Source organism: Pseudothauera rhizosphaerae (assembly GCF_004801305.1).
GTDB classification, from domain to species: Bacteria; Pseudomonadota; Gammaproteobacteria; order Burkholderiales; family Rhodocyclaceae; genus Pseudothauera; species Pseudothauera rhizosphaerae.
In genome coordinates, this window is sequence record NZ_SSOD01000005.1 from 140816 (window position 1) to 155076 (window position 14261).

Sequence of the window (14261 nt, forward strand, 5' to 3'; positions counted from 1 at the left end):
AGACAGGAGGTGAACCATGACCGTAACCGTCGCCCCCGCTACCGATCCCGCCGCCGCAACCGTGCTGAGCAAGGCCGTTGCCCGCGCCGCCGAACGCCTCGGCATCTCCCGCGCCCTGCTCGCCCGGGTGCTCGGCGTCAGCCCCGCCACCGTGACCCGCCTCTACGGCGGCAGCTACCATCTCGAACGCAGCCGCAAGGAATGGGACTTCGCCGTGCTGTTGCTGCGCCTGTTCCGTTCCCTCGACTCCATCGTCGGCGACGAAGCGGCCGCCCGCGCCTGGCTCAACAGCGCCAACCTCGGCCTCAACGGCCGTCCCATCGAACTGATCCGAGACACCGAAGGACTGGTCCGTGTCGTCCACTACCTGGACGCCTCCCGCGGTCGCATCTGAAGCGCGCGCGTGGGCCCAGGCCGCCTGGCGCATCGTGGAGGCGCAGCACGTTGCTTCCACGATGAAGCTGGTGGACGACGCAGCCGAACAGGATCTGCTCGAAGTCCTGCTGGAAGAAGGCAAGCCCCCGCTCCCGGCCGCAGCCGCCGGCCTGGACTACCTCCTCGCCACCCCCTTCCGCTATCCGCCCCTGCCGACCGGCTCGCGCTTTCGCGCGCCGACCGATCCCGGCGTGTTCTACGGCGCCCAGCACGTCCGCACCGCCTGCGCCGAACTCGCCTACTGGCGCTGGCGCTTCCTGATGGACGCGGTTGACCTTGAACGCCTGGAGCCGGTAGCCCACACCGCCTTCCGCGTGCGCATCGCCACCATGGCGGTCGACCTGCGCACGCCACCCTTCGACGCCGATGCCGCGGTATGGACCGACCCCCTCGACTACCGCGCCACTCAGGCCTTTGCTGCAGCAGTGCGCGAAGCCGACGTGGGCGCCATCGTCTATCGTTCAGTGCGCGACCCCGAACTCGCCTGGTGCGTGGCGCTGCTGAGTCCGGCCGGCTTTGCTTCCCCGCGCCCCGAGCCGCAGCGCCAGACTTGGTGGATCGCCGTGCAGCGCGACTCGGTGGTATGCCGGCGGGAGAACGAGGCGTTGATCTTCTCCGTCGCAACTTGGCGGGGACCATCCCATCGGTAAGAAGCTGAAGGCCGTTACGCTCTTACCGACGTCCCCGCACCCAACAACGGGAGAACGAAATGGTCAGCAAGAACACGATTTGTCTCTGGTACGACGGTACCGCCTTGGACGCCGCGCAGTTTTACGCCGAGACGTTTCCGGACAGCGCCGTAGGAACCATTCTTCGCGCGCCCGGCGACTATCCCGCTGGCAGGCAGGGCGATGTCCTGACGGTCGAGTTCACCGTCGTCGGCATCCCTTGCCTCGGACTGAACGGCGGCCCGGCGTTCAGCCACAACGAGGCTTTCTCGTTCCAGGTTGCAACCGACGACCAGGCCGAAACCGATCGCCTGTGGAACGCGATCATCAGCAACGGCGGCCAGGAAAGCGCATGTGGCTGGTGCAAGGACAAGTGGGGCTTATCGTGGCAGATCACGCCACGTGCCCTCACGGCCGCGATCGCCGACCCTGATCGCGCGGCGGCCAAGCGAGCCTTCGAAGCGATGATGCAAATGACGAAGATCGACATCGCTGTCATCGAAGCGGCTCGGCGGGGCTGACTGAAACAACGGCCTACCGCCCAACCGCATCCTCGACCACCGCCCGCCGCACACACACCGCCGTCGCCCGCGGACGCACCGCCACGCCCCGTGCCTCCACATTCGCCCGCGTAAACGCCGCCCCGAACAGCAGAATCAGCGACGAGTAGTTCACCCACAACAGCAGCAACACCAGCGAACCCGCCGCGCCGTAGGCGGAGGCGGCGCCGGTGGTGGACAGGTAGAGCGCGATCAGCGAGCGGCCGAAGACGAACAGCAACGCGGTGATGAAAGCGCCCAGCCATACGTCGCGCCAGTCCAGTAGCACGTCGGGCAGCACGCGGAAGATGGTAGCGAAGAGCAGCGTCACCACGGCCAGGGACACCGCACCGTCGATGCCCAGCAGCAGGGCGCCGGGAATGGGCAGCCAGTCCTGGGCGAACACGACCAGGGCGCGGACGGCGACGTTGAGCAGCAGCGACACGAGCAGCACGAAGCCGATGGCGAGCACCACGGTCAGCGACAGCAGGCGCCCTTTCAGGTAGATCAGGATGCTGCTGCGGGTGGGCTTGGGGGCGACGCCCCAGATGGCGTTGAGCGAGTTCTGCATCTGCGCAAACACGGTGGTGGCGCCGAACAGCATGGCGGCGATGCCGGCCAGGGTGGGCAGCAGGCCGCCGTGCTTGAGGCGGCTGCCGGCGACGGCGGTCTGCACGGCTGCTGCCGCCTGCGGGCCGATGGCCGCTTCGAGCTGCTGGGCGATCTGGCCCTGGGCGGCGCTTTCGCCCAGCACCAGGCCGACGATGGTCACGGCCACGATCATCACCGGCGCCACCGAGAACACGGTGAAGAAGGCCAGCGCCGCCGCGTGGATGAACACCTGCGCCCCGAGCCACAGCCGTACCGTGGCCTTCAATACGCCGATCCAGTAACCCGCCCAGTTCTTCATTGCCGGTTTTCCGTCGTCATTTCGCTCCTTTTAGCCGTTCGGGAGCCTGCGGGCAAGTGAAGTGCTTGGCGGAGAACACGATTGCGCAGGCGAGCGGGCGGTCCGCGCCTGGCGCTAAACTCTGCACCACGCAATTTCCGGAGCCCGCCATGCTGATCGGCACCGCCGGCCACATCGACCACGGCAAGACCACGCTGGTGCGTGCGCTCACCGGCGTGGACACCACCCATCTGCCGGAAGAGAAGAAGCGCGGCATCACCATCGAGCTGGGCTATGCCTATGCGCCCCTGCCCGGCGACGCGGGCGGGGGGCGCATGCTGGCCTTCATCGACGTGCCGGGGCACGAGAAGTTCGTGCCCACCATGCTCACCGGCGCGGCGGGCATCGACTTCGCGCTGCTGGTGGTGGCGGCCGACGACGGGGTGATGCCGCAGACGCGCGAGCATCTGGCCATCCTGCAGATCCTCGGCGTGGCGCGCGGCGCGGTGGCGATCACCAAGTGCGACCGAGTGGATGCGGCGCGTATCGCGGAGGTGGAAGCCCAGGTGCGCGCCCTGCTGGCGCCCACAACCCTGGCGGGCGTACCGCTGTTTGCGGTGGCCGCGTCCGGCGCCGACCACTTCCAACTCGACGCGCTACGCGATTGCCTGCACGCCGCGGCGCTGGCCGAACCGGCCCATGCCGTGCCGCCCGGCGCGGGTTTCCGCCTGGCGGTGGACCGCCATTTCGCCGTGGCCGGCGCCGGCACCGTGGTCACCGGCACGGCCTACGCCGGCCGCGTGCGGGTGGGCGACCGCCTGGTGCTGGCGCGCGGCGACGGTTTCACGCGCGAAGTGCGGGTGCGCGGCCTGCGCGTCAGCAACACCCCGGCGGAGGAGGGCTACGCCGGCCAGCGCTGCGCGGTGAACCTCGCCGGCATCGAACACGGTGCGGTGGAGCGCGGCGACTGGCTGTGCGACCCCGTGCTCGCCCGCCCCACGGACCGACTGGACCTGCGCCTCACGCTGCTCGCCGACGCCCCGCGCACCCTGGGCCAGTGGAGTGCGGTCACGCTGCACCACGCCGCCGGCCAGGCGCAGGCGCGCCTGGCGCTGCTGGACGATGCGCTTGAGGCCGGCGGCCTCGCCCCCGGCCGCGCCGCGCTGGTGCAGGCGGTGCTGGACCGGCCCATCCTCGCCTGCTGGGGCGACCGGGTGGTGATCCGCGACGCCGCCGGCCGGATCACGCTGGGCGGCGGCCGCGTGCTCGATCCTTTCCCGCCCGCCCGCCACCGCCGCCGGCCGGAGCGCCTGGTGTTGCTCGCGGCGCTGGAGAATGCCGACCCGGCGGCCCGCCTGGCTGCGTTGTTGGCCGCCGCGCCCTACGGCATCGATGCCGCCGAACTGGCCGCGGCGCACAATCTGGAGGCCTCCGCCTGGCTCGCCACGCTGCCGGCCGGCGCGGTACTCGCCATCGGCACTGCCCGTGGCACCCAGCTCTTCAATCCGGCTGCATGGGCGCAACTGGGCGAGCGGGTGCTGGGTCGGCTCGCCGCCCACCACGAGCAGTTCGCCGACGAACCCGGCGTGGAGCGCGAACGCCTGCGCCGCATGGCCGTGCCGCAACTGGCCTCGCCGGTCTTCCTCGCGCTGCTGGAGGCCCTGCTGGCCGAAGGCCGGCTGGCGCGTGCGGGTTCGGCTTGGCACTTGCCCGGCCACACGGTGGAGCTGTCGCCGGCCGACCGGGAGCGCGCCGATAGCCTGCTCGCGCGGCTCGCTGACGGCCGCTTCGATCCGCCCTGGGTGCGGGATCTGGCCGCCGCCACGGGCTTCACCGAGGCCGACGTGCGCCGCCTGCTGCGCCAGCTCGCCGCGCGGGGCGAGGCCTTCCAGGTGGTGCGCGACCTGTTCTATCCGGCCGCGACCGTGGCCGAACTGGCCGCCATCGTCGCCGACCTCGCGGCCCAGGACGAGAGCGGCCGCATCCGCGCCGCGGCCTTCCGCGACCGCATCGGCGGCGGGCGCAAGCGCGCCATCCAGATCCTGGAGTTCTTCGACCGCGTCGGCTACACGCGCCGGGTGGGCGAGGGCAACCGGCGCGCCCACCTGATCCGCGGCGAACCACCGGTGCTTCCCGGCACCTGATCCGCCGGATTCGACCGCAAGCAGCGGAGTGCCGACGCGCCGGTGAGGGGCTACAGTACAGACATGGCAACTCCCGTGCAGGACACAACCATGAACGCCTCCCTGCCCGCCGCGGCGCGGCACGCGGCCCTGGTGGCCGAGCTGTGCCGCTACATCGACGCGGCCGAAACGCCCCCGACGCTCGACCAACTGGCCGCGCGCGCGGGCCTGAGCGCCTGGCATCTGCAGCGCGTGTTCAAGGCCGCCACCGGCCTGAGCCCGCGCGCCTGGGCCGCCGCGCGCCGCGCCGAGCGGCTGCGCACGGCGCTGGCCGGCGGCGCTCGCGTCACCGATGCGCTCTACGAGGCCGGCTACGGCTCCAGCGGGCGCCTCTACGAGGACGCGGACGCGGCGCTCGGCATGAGCCCGGGCCAGTACCGTGCCGGCGGGCGCGACGCGGAAATCCGCTTCGCCCTCGGCCAGTGTTCCCTGGGCGCCATCCTGGTGGCGCGGAGCGTGCGCGGCGTGTGCGCCATCGCCCTGGGCGACGACCCGCAGGCACTGCTCGACGAACTGCAGGCCCGCTTCCCGGCCGCCACGCTGATCGGCGCCGACGCGGATTTCGAAGCGCTGGTGGCCCGGGTGGTGGGCCTCGTGGAAGCGCCCGCCACCGGCGCGGACCTGCCGCTCGACATCCGCGGCACCGCCTTCCAGCAGCGCGTGTGGCAGGCCTTGCGCCGGATTCCGCCGGGCGAGACCGTGAGCTATGCGGAACTCGCGCGGCGCATCGGCGCGCCGGCCGCGGTGCGTGCGGTGGCCGGCGCCTGCGCGGCCAATCCGCTGGCGGTGGCCATCCCCTGCCACCGCGTGGTGCGCAGCGACGGCGGGCTGGCGGGCTACCGCTGGGGCGTAGCGCGCAAGCGCGCGCTGCTCGAACGTGAAGGCGCGCGGTGAGCGAGGCCGCCGAAGGCCTTGCCTGCCGCATCCCGCTGCCGGCGGACTACCGCGCTGCCGATCTGCTGGCCCTGCATCGGCGCGACCCCCACGAGACCGCCGAACGGGTTGACGACAGGGGTTTCGCCAAGGGCATCGTCTGGCAAGGCCGTCCCGCCTGCCTGCAGGTGCGGCTCACGCCCAGCCGGGCAGAGGCCCGCCTGGCGGTAGACGGCGGGGCGGGTCCGGCATCCGATGAACTGGCCCGCCTGGTGCGTCACATGCTCGGACTGACCCAGCCGGTGGAGGACTTCGAGCACCGCCATCGCCGCCATCCGCAGCTCGGCACGCTGATTGCCGCCCGCCCCGGCCTGCGCGTGCCCCAGGCTGCAAGCCCGTTCGAGGCCCTGAGCTGGGCGGTCACCGGCCAGCAGATCAGCGTGCGCGCCGCGGTGGCGGTGCGCGGGCGGCTGATCCGCGCGGTGGGTGTGCGCCACAGCGGCGGGCTGTACTGCTACCCGGATGCCGCGCACCTGGCCGCGACACCCGAGCCGGCGCTGCGCGCAGCCGGCTTGTCCGGCTCCAAGGCCGCGACCCTGCTGGCGCTCGCCGCGGAGGTGGCGGAAGGCCGGCTGCCGCTGGATGACTGGCGCGACGCGCCGCAGCCGGACGAGATTCGTACCCGGCTGCGGCAGATTCGCGGCATCGGCCCGTGGACCGTCGACTATGCACTGCTGCGCGGCTTCGCCTGGCTGGACGGTTCGCTGCACGGCGACGTGGCGCTGCGCCGCGGTTTGCAGCGCCTGCTGGGAAGCACGGTTCCCCCCGTCGAGCGCGAGGCCGAGCAGTGGCTGAGGTCCTTCTCGCCATGGCGGTCGCTGGTGGCCGTCCATTTGTGGGCACTGCAGGCGGACCGCGACGGCGCGGGCGGGCAGAACTGATCCGGCATGCTGCGCTGCCGCTTGGCGCAGGTGGCGCAGCGGTTACAATCCGGCCGTGGCCAAGGAAGAGAGGCGTTCCCCGGTGGGGCGACCGGTCTTCAAAATCGGGTGGGGCCGTCAGCCGGTCCCAGGTGGGTTCGACTCCCATTCTCTTCCGCCACGCTGCCCGTTTCCTCTTGCCGGATCACCCATGGCCGAACTGCGCGGCTGCCCCTTCCCGGAAGACCTGCTCTACCACCCGGACACCCACCTGTGGTTCGCGGCGGAAGGCGGGGACCTCTACCGCGTGGGCGTCACCCCCTTCGGTGTGGCGATCGCCGGCGAGATCCTGCTGTTCACATCCAAGCCCATGGGCCTGAAGCTCACCGCCGGGCGCGCCTTCGGCCTGCTGGAAGCCGGCAAGACGGTGTTCCCGGTGAAGACCCCGGTGGGGGCGGAACTGGTCGTTGCCAACGAGGCGCTGGCGTCCTCGGCCGCGGAGATGAACCGCGACGCCTATGCCGCCTGGCTGGTGCGGCTGCGCATTGCGCCGGCCGAGGTGGCGACCCTGCTGCCCTGGCCGGCGGCGTGGACCGGCATCGAGGCGCAGATGGACCTGTGGCGCTTCGACGATCTGGCGTCCTTCCAGACCCCGCTGCTGGGCGCCGGGGCGCGGGAAATCTGATGGCGGACCGACTGGCCATCCTGGTGTGGGCGGCCGACCCGGCCGTGCCCGAACTGTGCGCCACGCCCTTCTACTTCGCGGCGGCGGCGGCGGCGATGGACGCCGAGGTGGAGATGTATTTCACCGCCCGCTCGGTGCGCCTGCTCGCCCGCGGCGTGGCCGAAACCCTGTACGCGGACGGCACGCGGGACGAGGTGGCGCCGGGCGGGCGCCGCGCGGTGGCCGACTTCCTGCAGGAGGCGCACCGCTACGGCGTGCGCTTCTACGCCTGCCCGAGCGCGATGCAGGCGCACGGCGTGGCCGCCGATGCGCTGCGCGCCGAGGTGGCGGGCCAGGCCGGCGCCGCCGCCTTTCTCGGCCGGGCGCTGGACGACGGCTGGCGCACGTTGACGTTCTGAACCGCCGGCGTGCCGCGTTCAGCCGGCGACGGCGAAGGCGAGGGAGCCCAGCATCGCCAGCGCGAGCAGGACCAGCGCCGCGCCGGTGATCCGTTCGAGCGCCGGCAGCCAGCGGGAGAAGCGCGCCAGCACGGCGCGGTGGCCGATGGCCAGCGCGACCAGCAGATCCCAGCCCAGCACCGCGCAGAACATCCACAGCCCGCAGGCCAGGCGCCAGGCCGGCGTGCCGGTGCCGGCCAGCATGGCCGCCAGGCTGGCGTAGAAGAGGGCGTTCTTCGGATTCAGCATGCCGGACAGCAGGCCCATGCCCAGCCCCTGCCGCCACGACGGGCCGGACGGCGCCGGGCCGGCGGTGCCGCCGGCCATGGCGTCGTGGCGCAGCGCGGCCTGCCCCGCGTGGCGGACGAACAGGTGGCCCAGGTGCAGCAGATAGAGGGCGCCCGCCCCTTGCAGGACCACGAAGAGCGTGCTGCCGGGGCGCAGCAGGGAGAGGCCGCCGAACGCGAGCGCGATGCAGGCGCCGTTGGCCAGGGCGATGCCCAGGCACACGCCGGTGGCGCGGCGCCATCCGCCCGCCAGCGCGGTGCGCGCGATGAGAAAGAAATCCGGTCCGGGCGAGAGCAGGGCGAGGAAGTGGATGCCGGCGACGAGGATGAACTGTTGCAGCAAGGGGAAACTCCGGCGCATGCGGGGCGAGTCCGGAGAGTCTGCGGCGCGCGGCGGCGGCCGGTCTTGAAGGAAATTGCGCGCCTGTTGAACCCAGCAACCCAATACCGTTCGCCCTGAGCCTGTCGAAGGGCATAGGCACGCATCGGGCTTCGACGGGCTCAGCCCGAACGGTGTCGCTAAGCCCGGTAGCGGCCCGGCGTGACGCCCACGTGGGCCTTGAACACGCGCTGGAAATGGCTCTGGTCGGCAAAGCCGAGGCGGTAGGCGAGCTCGGCCAGATCGTCCCCCGCGCGCAGCCGGGCGCGGGCGTGCTGGATGCGCAGGTTGAGCTGCCAGGCGTGCGGGGTCAGGCCGGTGGCGGCGCGGAAGGCGCGGATGAGCTGGTAGCGGCTCATGCCGGCGGCCTGCGCCAGTTCGGCGAGGGGCAGATCGGCGGCGCAATCCTCCCGCAGCCGTTGCTGGGCCTTGTGCACGCCCCGCCTTGCTGCGGCGCCGACCGGTGCCCCGCCGATGCGGCACACATGGGCGGCGTAGCGCGCACCGATGAATTCGATCAGGGCGGCTTCCTTCTCCCGCGGCCCGGCGGCGGAGAACAGCAGCGCGTTGAGCCGGCGGAAGTGTGCATAGTCGGCGGGGCGGGTGGAGATTGCGGCGCTTTCGGGCCGTCCGGCGGGCGCGTCGAACCCGGCCTCGCGGCGCACGGCGTCCACCCAGGCCGCGTCCAGGTGCAGCATCTGGTAGCTCCATGCCGCGCCGGGGGCGGGATTGCAGGCGTGGAGGCATTCCGGCGGCACATGGACCACCGTGCCCGTGGCGATGGGCGTGGTGGTGCCGGCGGCGGTGAACAGGCTGCTGCCTGCGTCCACGCAGCCGATGGACAGCGTGGGGTGGGTGTGCGGGCGGTAGCAGGCGCGGCTGGCGCAGGCCCGCCGGCTTTCCGCGAAAGGCAGTTCGGCGCAGCGCCAGAAGCGGGTGTCCGTCGCCATGCCGGGTTTTGGCCTCAGCCGCCCAGCCGGGCGCGCAGGATGTCGTTGACCTGGGCCGGGTTGGCCTTGCCGCGGCTGGCCTTCATGACCTGGCCGACCAGGGCGTTGAAGGCCTTCTCCTTGCCGGCGCGGAATTCCTCCACCGACTTCTGGTTGGCCGCCAGCACCTCGTCCACGATGGCTTCGATGGCGCCGCTGTCGGTGACCTGCTTGAGGCCCTGGGCCTCGATGATGCGGTCGGCGGCGTCCGCGCCTGCGCCGCCCTCGCCGTTCCACAGGGCCTCGAACACCTTCTTGCCGATGTTGTTGGAGATGGTGTTGTCGGCGATGCGGCGCACCAGGCCGGCCAGTTGCGCGGGGGAGACCGGCGAGTCGGCGATGTCCAGCTCCGCCTTGTTCAGGCGCGCGGCCAGGTCGCCCATGACCCAGTTGGCGCAGGGTTTCGCCAGCGCCACGCTGGCGGCGTCGATGACGGCCTGGTAATAGGCGGCGATCTCCTTGCTCGCGGTCAGCGTGGTGGCGTCGTAGGCGGACAGGCCCAGTTCCGCCACGAAGCGCGCCTTCATGGCGCCGGGGAGTTCCGGCATCTCGCCCTGCACGCGGGCGATCCACTCGGGGGAGATCACCAGCGGCAGCAGGTCCGGGTCGGGGAAGTAGCGGTAGTCGTGGGCGTCTTCCTTGCTGCGCATCATGCGGGTCTCGCCCGTGTCCGGGTCGAACAGCACGGTGGCCTGCTGGATGCTGCCGCCGTCTTCCAGGGTGGCGATCTGCCACTGCACTTCGTAGTCGATGGCCTGCTGCAGGAAGCGGAAGGAGTTCAGGTTCTTGATCTCGCGCCGGGTGCCCAGCGGGCCGCCGGGGCGGCGTACGGAGACGTTGGCGTCGCAGCGGAAGGACCCTTCCTGCATGTTGCCGTCGCAGATGGCGATCCAGCGCACCAGGGCGTGCAGCGTGCGGGCGTAGGCCACGGCTTCCGCGGAGGAGCGCATGTCCGGTTCCGAGACGATCTCCAGCAGCGGCGTGCCGGCACGGTTGAGGTCGATGCCGCTCATGCCGTGAAAGTCATCGTGCAGGCTCTTGCCGGCGTCCTCTTCCAGGTGGGCGCGGGTGAGGTTCACCATCGTCTCGTAAGCCTTGTCGCCTTCGCCCACGGTGATGGTGATCGCCCCGCCCTGCACCACCGGCAGTTCGAACTGGCTGATCTGGTAGCCCTTGGGAAGGTCCGGGTAGAAGTAGTTCTTGCGGGCGAACACGCTCCTCGGCGCCACGTGGGCGCCGATGGCGAGGCCGAAGCGGATGGCGCGCTCCACCGCGCCCCGGTTCAGCACCGGCAGCACGCCGGGCAGGGCGATGTCCACCGCGCTGGCCTGGCGGTTGGGCTCGGCGCCGAAGGCGGTGCTGGCGCCGGAGAAGATCTTGGAGGCGGTGTTGAGCTGGGCGTGGACTTCCAGCCCGATGACGACTTCCCAATCGGTTCTGCTCATGGTCGTTTCCGTTGTTGCAGGGGCCTATCCGCAGCGGCCGTTGCGCCGGTTGATGAGGATGGGCCAGACATATTCGAAAGTGCCACTGCTGCAGCGGCTGGCGCACTGGGCGAAGGACACGGTGACCTGCTGTCCCTGTTCCCACATGCGCACCGTGCAGCCGTCGGCGGCACGCAGTTCCACGTGGGGTTCCTTCTTCACCTGCCTGAAGCCGTTCATGTCGAACTGGCAACTGCCGCGCTTGGGCACGTCCACCGTGGCGGCGAAGTCGCGCACCTCGGCCTTGGCCACGTGCACGCGCGCACTGGCGGCGTAGCCGACCTCGTCCTTGAAGCGGCAGTCGGCCTTCACGTCCAGGGGGCGTACCGGCATGGGCTTCAACTGGCGGCGGGCAGTCGAGGGCTTGGCGAGTATCTTCTCGGACGGCATTGCGGCGTCGGCATCCGGCTTGGATTCCGCCGGCGCCGGTGGCGGCGGCGTGGCGCAGGCGCCCAGCAGCAGCGCGGCGAGCGCTGCGGCGGAGCGGGGGCCGAAACCGGGCACGCGCATGGCTCAGGCCGGCCGGCGGGTGTGCCAGTCGGTGGCCTGCTGGTAGCGGTGGGCGGCGTTGAGCAGGCGGCCTTCCGCGAAGTAGTCGCCGATCAGTTGCAGGCCCACCGGCAGGCCGCCGGCGCCGAAGCCGGCCGGGTGAGACAGGCCGGGCAGGCCTGCCAGGTTTACCGCGATGGTGTAGATGTCCGACAGATACATCTGCACCGGGTCGTCGCTCTTCTCGCCGATGGCCCAGGCCGTGGTGGGACTGGTGGGGCCGGCGATGACGTCGCACCGGGCGAAGGCAGCCTGGAAGTCCTGGGCGATGAGGCGGCGCAGCTTCTGCGCCTTCAGGTAGTAGGCGTCGTAGTAGCCGTGGGAGAGCACGTAGGTGCCCACCAGGATGCGGCGCTTGACCTCGGCGCCGAAGCCCTGGGCGCGGCTCTTGCCGTACATGTCGGCGAGGTCGCCGTATTCCGCGGCGCGGTGGCCGTAGCGCACGCCGTCGAAGCGGGAGAGGTTGCTGGAGGCTTCCGCCGGGGCGATGACGTAGTAGGCCGGAATCGCCAGCCTGGCGTTGGGCAGGCTGACGTCCACCGTGGTGGCACCCAGCTTGCGGTACTCGGCCAGGACCGCTTCGATGGCGGCGCGCACGTCATCGGCCATGCCGGGGCCGAAGAACTCCTTCGGCAGGCCGATGCGCAGGCCGGCGAGGGGGTGGTCGAGATCGCGGGTGTAGTCCTCCCGCGGGCGCTCCAGGCTGGTGGAGTCGCGCGGGTCGAAGCCGGCCATGGCGGTCAGCAGCGCGGCACAGTCGGCCGCCGAGGCCCCGAAGGCGCCGGCCTGGTCCAGGGAGGAGGCGTAGGCCACCATGCCGTAGCGGGAACACACGCCGTAGGTGGGCTTGATGCCGGTCACGCCCGTCAGCGCGGCGGGCTGGCGCACCGAGCCGCCCGTGTCGGTGCCGGTGGCGATGGGCGCCAGGCGCGCGGCCACGGCCACCGCCGAACCGCCGGAGGAGCCGCCGGGCACGCGGGTCGCGTCCCAGGGGTTGCGGGCCGGGCCGTAGTGGGAGTTCTCGTTGGACGAGCCCATGGCGAACTCGTCCATGTTGGTCTTGCCCAGCATCACGGTGCCGGCTTCCTTCAGCAGGCTCACCACGTGGGCGTCGTAGGGGCTGACGAAGTTGGCCAGCATCTTCGAGCCGCAGGAGGTCAGCACGCCTTCGGTACAAAACACGTCCTTGTGGGCGATGGGGATGCCGGTGAGCGGGCCGGCGGTGCCGGCGGCGATGCGGGCGTCCGCGGCGCGGGCGGCGGCGAGCGCCCCTTCCCGGTCCACGGTGATGAAGGCGTTGAGCCCGGGGTTGGCCGAGTCGATGCGGTCCAGGAACAGGGTGGCCAGTTCGACGGCGGAAATCTCGCGCGCGTCGAGGGCGCGGCGCAGGGCGGTGACGGAAGCGTTGATCATGTCAGGGAAGGGGCGAACAGGAGCGCGGGGCGGCTCACTCGATGACCTTGGGCACCAGGTAGAGGCCGTTTTCGGTTTGCGGCGCGATGCGCTGGAAGGCTTCGCGGCGGTCGGTTTCGGTGACCGCGTCGTCCCGCAGCCGGGTGGCGAGGTCCTGGGGATGGCTCATGGGTTCGACCCCGGCGGTGTCCACCGCCTGCATCTCTTCGATGAGTCCGAAAATGCCGTTGAGCTTGGCCAGGGTGGCCTCGGCGTCGGCGTCGGTGAGTTCGATCCGGGCGAGCCGCGCAACGTGCCGGACCTGTTCGAGGGAAAGCGACATGGGGAAACAAAACCTGCTTAAGCCACAAAGGTTTGTAGGTTATCATAACCGTCTTTGGGCCTGCCCGGCCGCCCGTTCCCCGTTGGGGGGTGGGGCGACCCCCGGGCCGTTTTCGTATTTCTCGCCACCTGTCGCCACCCTGTCGGCCTCGGACCAATTTTATGTTCGGCTTCCTGCGTTCCTATTTTTCCAACGACCTGGCCATCGACCTCGGCACCGCCAACACCCTGATCTACGTGCGCAGCAAGGGCATCGTGCTCGACGAGCCCTCGGTGGTGGCGATCCGCACCGAAGGCGGCCCCAACGCCAAGCGCACCATCCAGGCGGTGGGCCACGCGGCCAAACAGATGCTCGGCAAGACCCCCGGCAACATCACCGCGATCCGCCCCATGAAGGACGGTGTGATCGCCGACTTCGTCGTCACCGAGCAGATGATCAAGCAGTTCATCAAGCGGGTGCACGACTCGCGGCTGTTCTCTCCGTCCCCGCGCATCATCATCTGCGTGCCCTGCGGCTCCACCCAGGTGGAACGCCGCGCGATCCGCGACGCGGCCCTGGCGGCCGGCGCTTCGCAAGTGTTCCTGATCGAGGAACCCATGGCCGCGGCCATCGGCGCCGGGCTGCCGGTGTCGGACGCCACCGGCTCCATGGTGGTGGACATCGGTGGCGGCACCACCGAGGTGGGCGTGATCTCCCTGGGCGGCATGGTCTATGCCGGCAGCGTGCGGGTGGGCGGCGACAAGTTCGACGACGCCATCGTCAATTACATCCGCCGCAACTACGGCATGCTGATCGGCGACACCACCGCCGAGAACATCAAGAAGGAAATCGGCTCCGCCTTCCCCGGCTCCGAGGTGCGTGAGATGGAGGTCAAGGGCCGCAACCTGGCCGAGGGCATTCCGCGTTCCTTCACCATTTCCTCCAACGAGATCCTGGAAGCCCTCAACGAACCGCTCAACCAGATCGTCTCCGCGGTCAAGATCGCGCTGGAGCAGACTCCGCCGGAATTGGGCGCCGACATCGCCGACCGCGGCATGGTGCTGACCGGCGGCGGCGCGCTGCTGCGCGACCTGGACCGCCTGCTGATGGAAGAGACCGGCCTGCCGGTCATCGTCGCCGACGAGCCGCTGACCTGCGTGGCGCGCGGTTGCGGCCTCGCGCTGGAGAAGATGGACAAGCTGGCGTCCATCTTCGCTTCCGAGTAACACC

16 protein-coding genes and 1 tRNA gene are annotated in these 14261 nt (G+C 70.9%); 10 read left to right on the top strand and 7 right to left on the bottom strand.

The annotated features are described in order from the left end of the window. Positions 1-16 precede the first annotated feature (16 nt). The 3 genes from E6O51_RS07990 to E6O51_RS08000 are packed head-to-tail and all read left to right on the top strand — an operon-like array spanning position 17 to position 1624. Positions 17-394, top strand: a complete 378-nt coding sequence (locus E6O51_RS07990; RefSeq protein WP_136384453.1) for an antitoxin Xre/MbcA/ParS toxin-binding domain-containing protein — start codon at positions 17-19, stop codon at positions 392-394. Then, a complete protein-coding gene (locus tag E6O51_RS07995; RefSeq protein ID WP_211091353.1) occupies positions 354-1085 on the top strand; it encodes an RES family NAD+ phosphorylase in 732 nt (243 codons plus the stop codon). The genes E6O51_RS07990 and E6O51_RS07995 overlap by 41 nt, the downstream gene beginning before the upstream one ends. A gap of 59 nt (positions 1086-1144) precedes the next feature. Then, the gene (locus E6O51_RS08000) at positions 1145-1624 is read left to right on the top strand and encodes a VOC family protein (protein ID WP_136384454.1); all 480 of its coding nucleotides are present in this window, start codon (positions 1145-1147) and stop codon (positions 1622-1624) included. A gap of 13 nt (positions 1625-1637) precedes the next feature. Here E6O51_RS08000 and E6O51_RS08005 read toward each other — a convergent pair whose 3' ends face one another. Further along, complete coding sequence (locus E6O51_RS08005) at positions 1638-2552, bottom strand: YihY/virulence factor BrkB family protein (protein WP_136384455.1); 915 nt, start codon at positions 2550-2552, stop codon at positions 1638-1640. A 149-nt stretch (positions 2553-2701) separates the two neighbouring features. On the opposite strand from E6O51_RS08005, the gene selB reads away from it, so the two are divergent. The 6 genes from selB to E6O51_RS08030 all read left to right on the top strand — a co-directional run bounded on the left by selB (position 2702) and on the right by E6O51_RS08030 (position 7590). After that, positions 2702-4675, top strand: a complete 1974-nt coding sequence (selB, locus tag E6O51_RS08010) for a selenocysteine-specific translation elongation factor (protein ID WP_136384456.1) — start codon at positions 2702-2704, stop codon at positions 4673-4675. Between the two features lie 90 nt (positions 4676-4765). After that, on the top strand, positions 4766-5608 hold the full coding sequence (gene ada, locus E6O51_RS08015) for a bifunctional DNA-binding transcriptional regulator/O6-methylguanine-DNA methyltransferase Ada (protein WP_211091354.1): 843 nt from the start codon (positions 4766-4768) through the stop codon (positions 5606-5608). Beyond that, positions 5605-6528, top strand: a complete 924-nt coding sequence (locus E6O51_RS08020; RefSeq protein WP_136384458.1) for a DNA-3-methyladenine glycosylase family protein — start codon at positions 5605-5607, stop codon at positions 6526-6528. The genes ada and E6O51_RS08020 overlap by 4 nt, the downstream gene beginning before the upstream one ends. A 63-nt stretch (positions 6529-6591) precedes the next feature. Next, a tRNA-Sec gene (locus E6O51_RS21825) sits at positions 6592-6688 on the top strand. Positions 6689-6718: 30 nt separating this feature from the next. Next, positions 6719-7192, top strand: coding sequence for a glycine cleavage system protein H (locus E6O51_RS08025; protein WP_136384459.1), 474 nt, complete (start codon positions 6719-6721; stop codon positions 7190-7192). Continuing rightward, positions 7192-7590: a DsrE family protein gene (locus E6O51_RS08030; RefSeq protein WP_136384460.1), complete on the top strand. Its 399-nt coding sequence runs from the start codon at positions 7192-7194 to the stop codon at positions 7588-7590. Before E6O51_RS08025 ends, E6O51_RS08030 begins: the two co-directional genes overlap by 1 nt. An 18-nt stretch (positions 7591-7608) precedes the next feature. On the opposite strand, the gene E6O51_RS08035 is transcribed toward E6O51_RS08030, so the two are convergent. The 6 genes from E6O51_RS08035 to gatC all read right to left on the bottom strand — a co-directional run bounded on the left by E6O51_RS08035 (position 7609) and on the right by gatC (position 13052). After that, positions 7609-8259: a LysE family translocator gene (locus tag E6O51_RS08035; RefSeq protein ID WP_168735220.1), complete on the bottom strand. Its 651-nt coding sequence runs from the start codon at positions 8257-8259 to the stop codon at positions 7609-7611. 176 nt (positions 8260-8435) lie between these two features. Continuing rightward, on the bottom strand, positions 8436-9245 hold the full coding sequence (locus E6O51_RS08040) for an AraC family transcriptional regulator (RefSeq protein ID WP_136384461.1): 810 nt from the start codon (positions 9243-9245) through the stop codon (positions 8436-8438). A 14-nt stretch (positions 9246-9259) separates the two neighbouring features. Beyond that, a complete protein-coding gene (gatB, locus tag E6O51_RS08045) occupies positions 9260-10729 on the bottom strand; it encodes an Asp-tRNA(Asn)/Glu-tRNA(Gln) amidotransferase subunit GatB (RefSeq protein WP_136384462.1) in 1470 nt (489 codons plus the stop codon). 24 nt (positions 10730-10753) lie between these two features. Continuing rightward, positions 10754-11278, bottom strand: coding sequence for a hypothetical protein (locus E6O51_RS08050; protein ID WP_136384463.1), 525 nt, complete (start codon positions 11276-11278; stop codon positions 10754-10756). Positions 11279-11281: 3 nt separating this feature from the next. Continuing rightward, entirely contained in the window at positions 11282-12730 is a 1449-nt protein-coding gene (gatA, locus tag E6O51_RS08055) for an Asp-tRNA(Asn)/Glu-tRNA(Gln) amidotransferase subunit GatA (RefSeq protein ID WP_136384464.1), read from the bottom strand. A 34-nt stretch (positions 12731-12764) separates the two neighbouring features. Further along, positions 12765-13052: an Asp-tRNA(Asn)/Glu-tRNA(Gln) amidotransferase subunit GatC gene (gene gatC / locus E6O51_RS08060; protein WP_136384465.1), complete on the bottom strand. Its 288-nt coding sequence runs from the start codon at positions 13050-13052 to the stop codon at positions 12765-12767. Between the two features lie 161 nt (positions 13053-13213). On the opposite strand from gatC, the gene E6O51_RS08065 reads away from it, so the two are divergent. Next, complete coding sequence (locus E6O51_RS08065) at positions 13214-14257, top strand: rod shape-determining protein (protein ID WP_136384466.1); 1044 nt, start codon at positions 13214-13216, stop codon at positions 14255-14257. The last annotated feature ends 4 nt before the right edge of the window (positions 14258-14261 follow it).

Excerpts from the sequence above, each read along its gene's own strand:
- E6O51_RS07990 (WP_136384453.1), top strand. The coding sequence starts at position 17 with ATGACCGTAACCGTCGCCCCCGCTACCGATCCCGCCGCCGCAACCGTG.
- E6O51_RS08000 (WP_136384454.1), top strand. The coding sequence starts at position 1,145 with ATGGTCAGCAAGAACACGATTTGTCTCTGGTACGACGGTACCGCCTTG.
- E6O51_RS08005 (WP_136384455.1), bottom strand. The coding sequence starts at position 2,552 with ATGAAGAACTGGGCGGGTTACTGGATCGGCGTATTGAAGGCCACGGTA.
- selB (WP_136384456.1), top strand. The coding sequence starts at position 2,702 with ATGCTGATCGGCACCGCCGGCCACATCGACCACGGCAAGACCACGCTG.
- ada (WP_211091354.1), top strand. The coding sequence starts at position 4,766 with ATGAACGCCTCCCTGCCCGCCGCGGCGCGGCACGCGGCCCTGGTGGCC.
- E6O51_RS08025 (WP_136384459.1), top strand. The coding sequence starts at position 6,719 with ATGGCCGAACTGCGCGGCTGCCCCTTCCCGGAAGACCTGCTCTACCAC.
- E6O51_RS08030 (WP_136384460.1), top strand. The coding sequence starts at position 7,192 with ATGGCGGACCGACTGGCCATCCTGGTGTGGGCGGCCGACCCGGCCGTG.
- E6O51_RS08040 (WP_136384461.1), bottom strand. The coding sequence starts at position 9,245 with ATGGCGACGGACACCCGCTTCTGGCGCTGCGCCGAACTGCCTTTCGCG.
- gatB (WP_136384462.1), bottom strand. The coding sequence starts at position 10,729 with ATGAGCAGAACCGATTGGGAAGTCGTCATCGGGCTGGAAGTCCACGCC.
- E6O51_RS08050 (WP_136384463.1), bottom strand. The coding sequence starts at position 11,278 with ATGCGCGTGCCCGGTTTCGGCCCCCGCTCCGCCGCAGCGCTCGCCGCG.
- gatA (WP_136384464.1), bottom strand. The coding sequence starts at position 12,730 with ATGATCAACGCTTCCGTCACCGCCCTGCGCCGCGCCCTCGACGCGCGC.
- gatC (WP_136384465.1), bottom strand. The coding sequence starts at position 13,052 with ATGTCGCTTTCCCTCGAACAGGTCCGGCACGTTGCGCGGCTCGCCCGG.
- E6O51_RS08065 (WP_136384466.1), top strand. The coding sequence starts at position 13,214 with ATGTTCGGCTTCCTGCGTTCCTATTTTTCCAACGACCTGGCCATCGAC.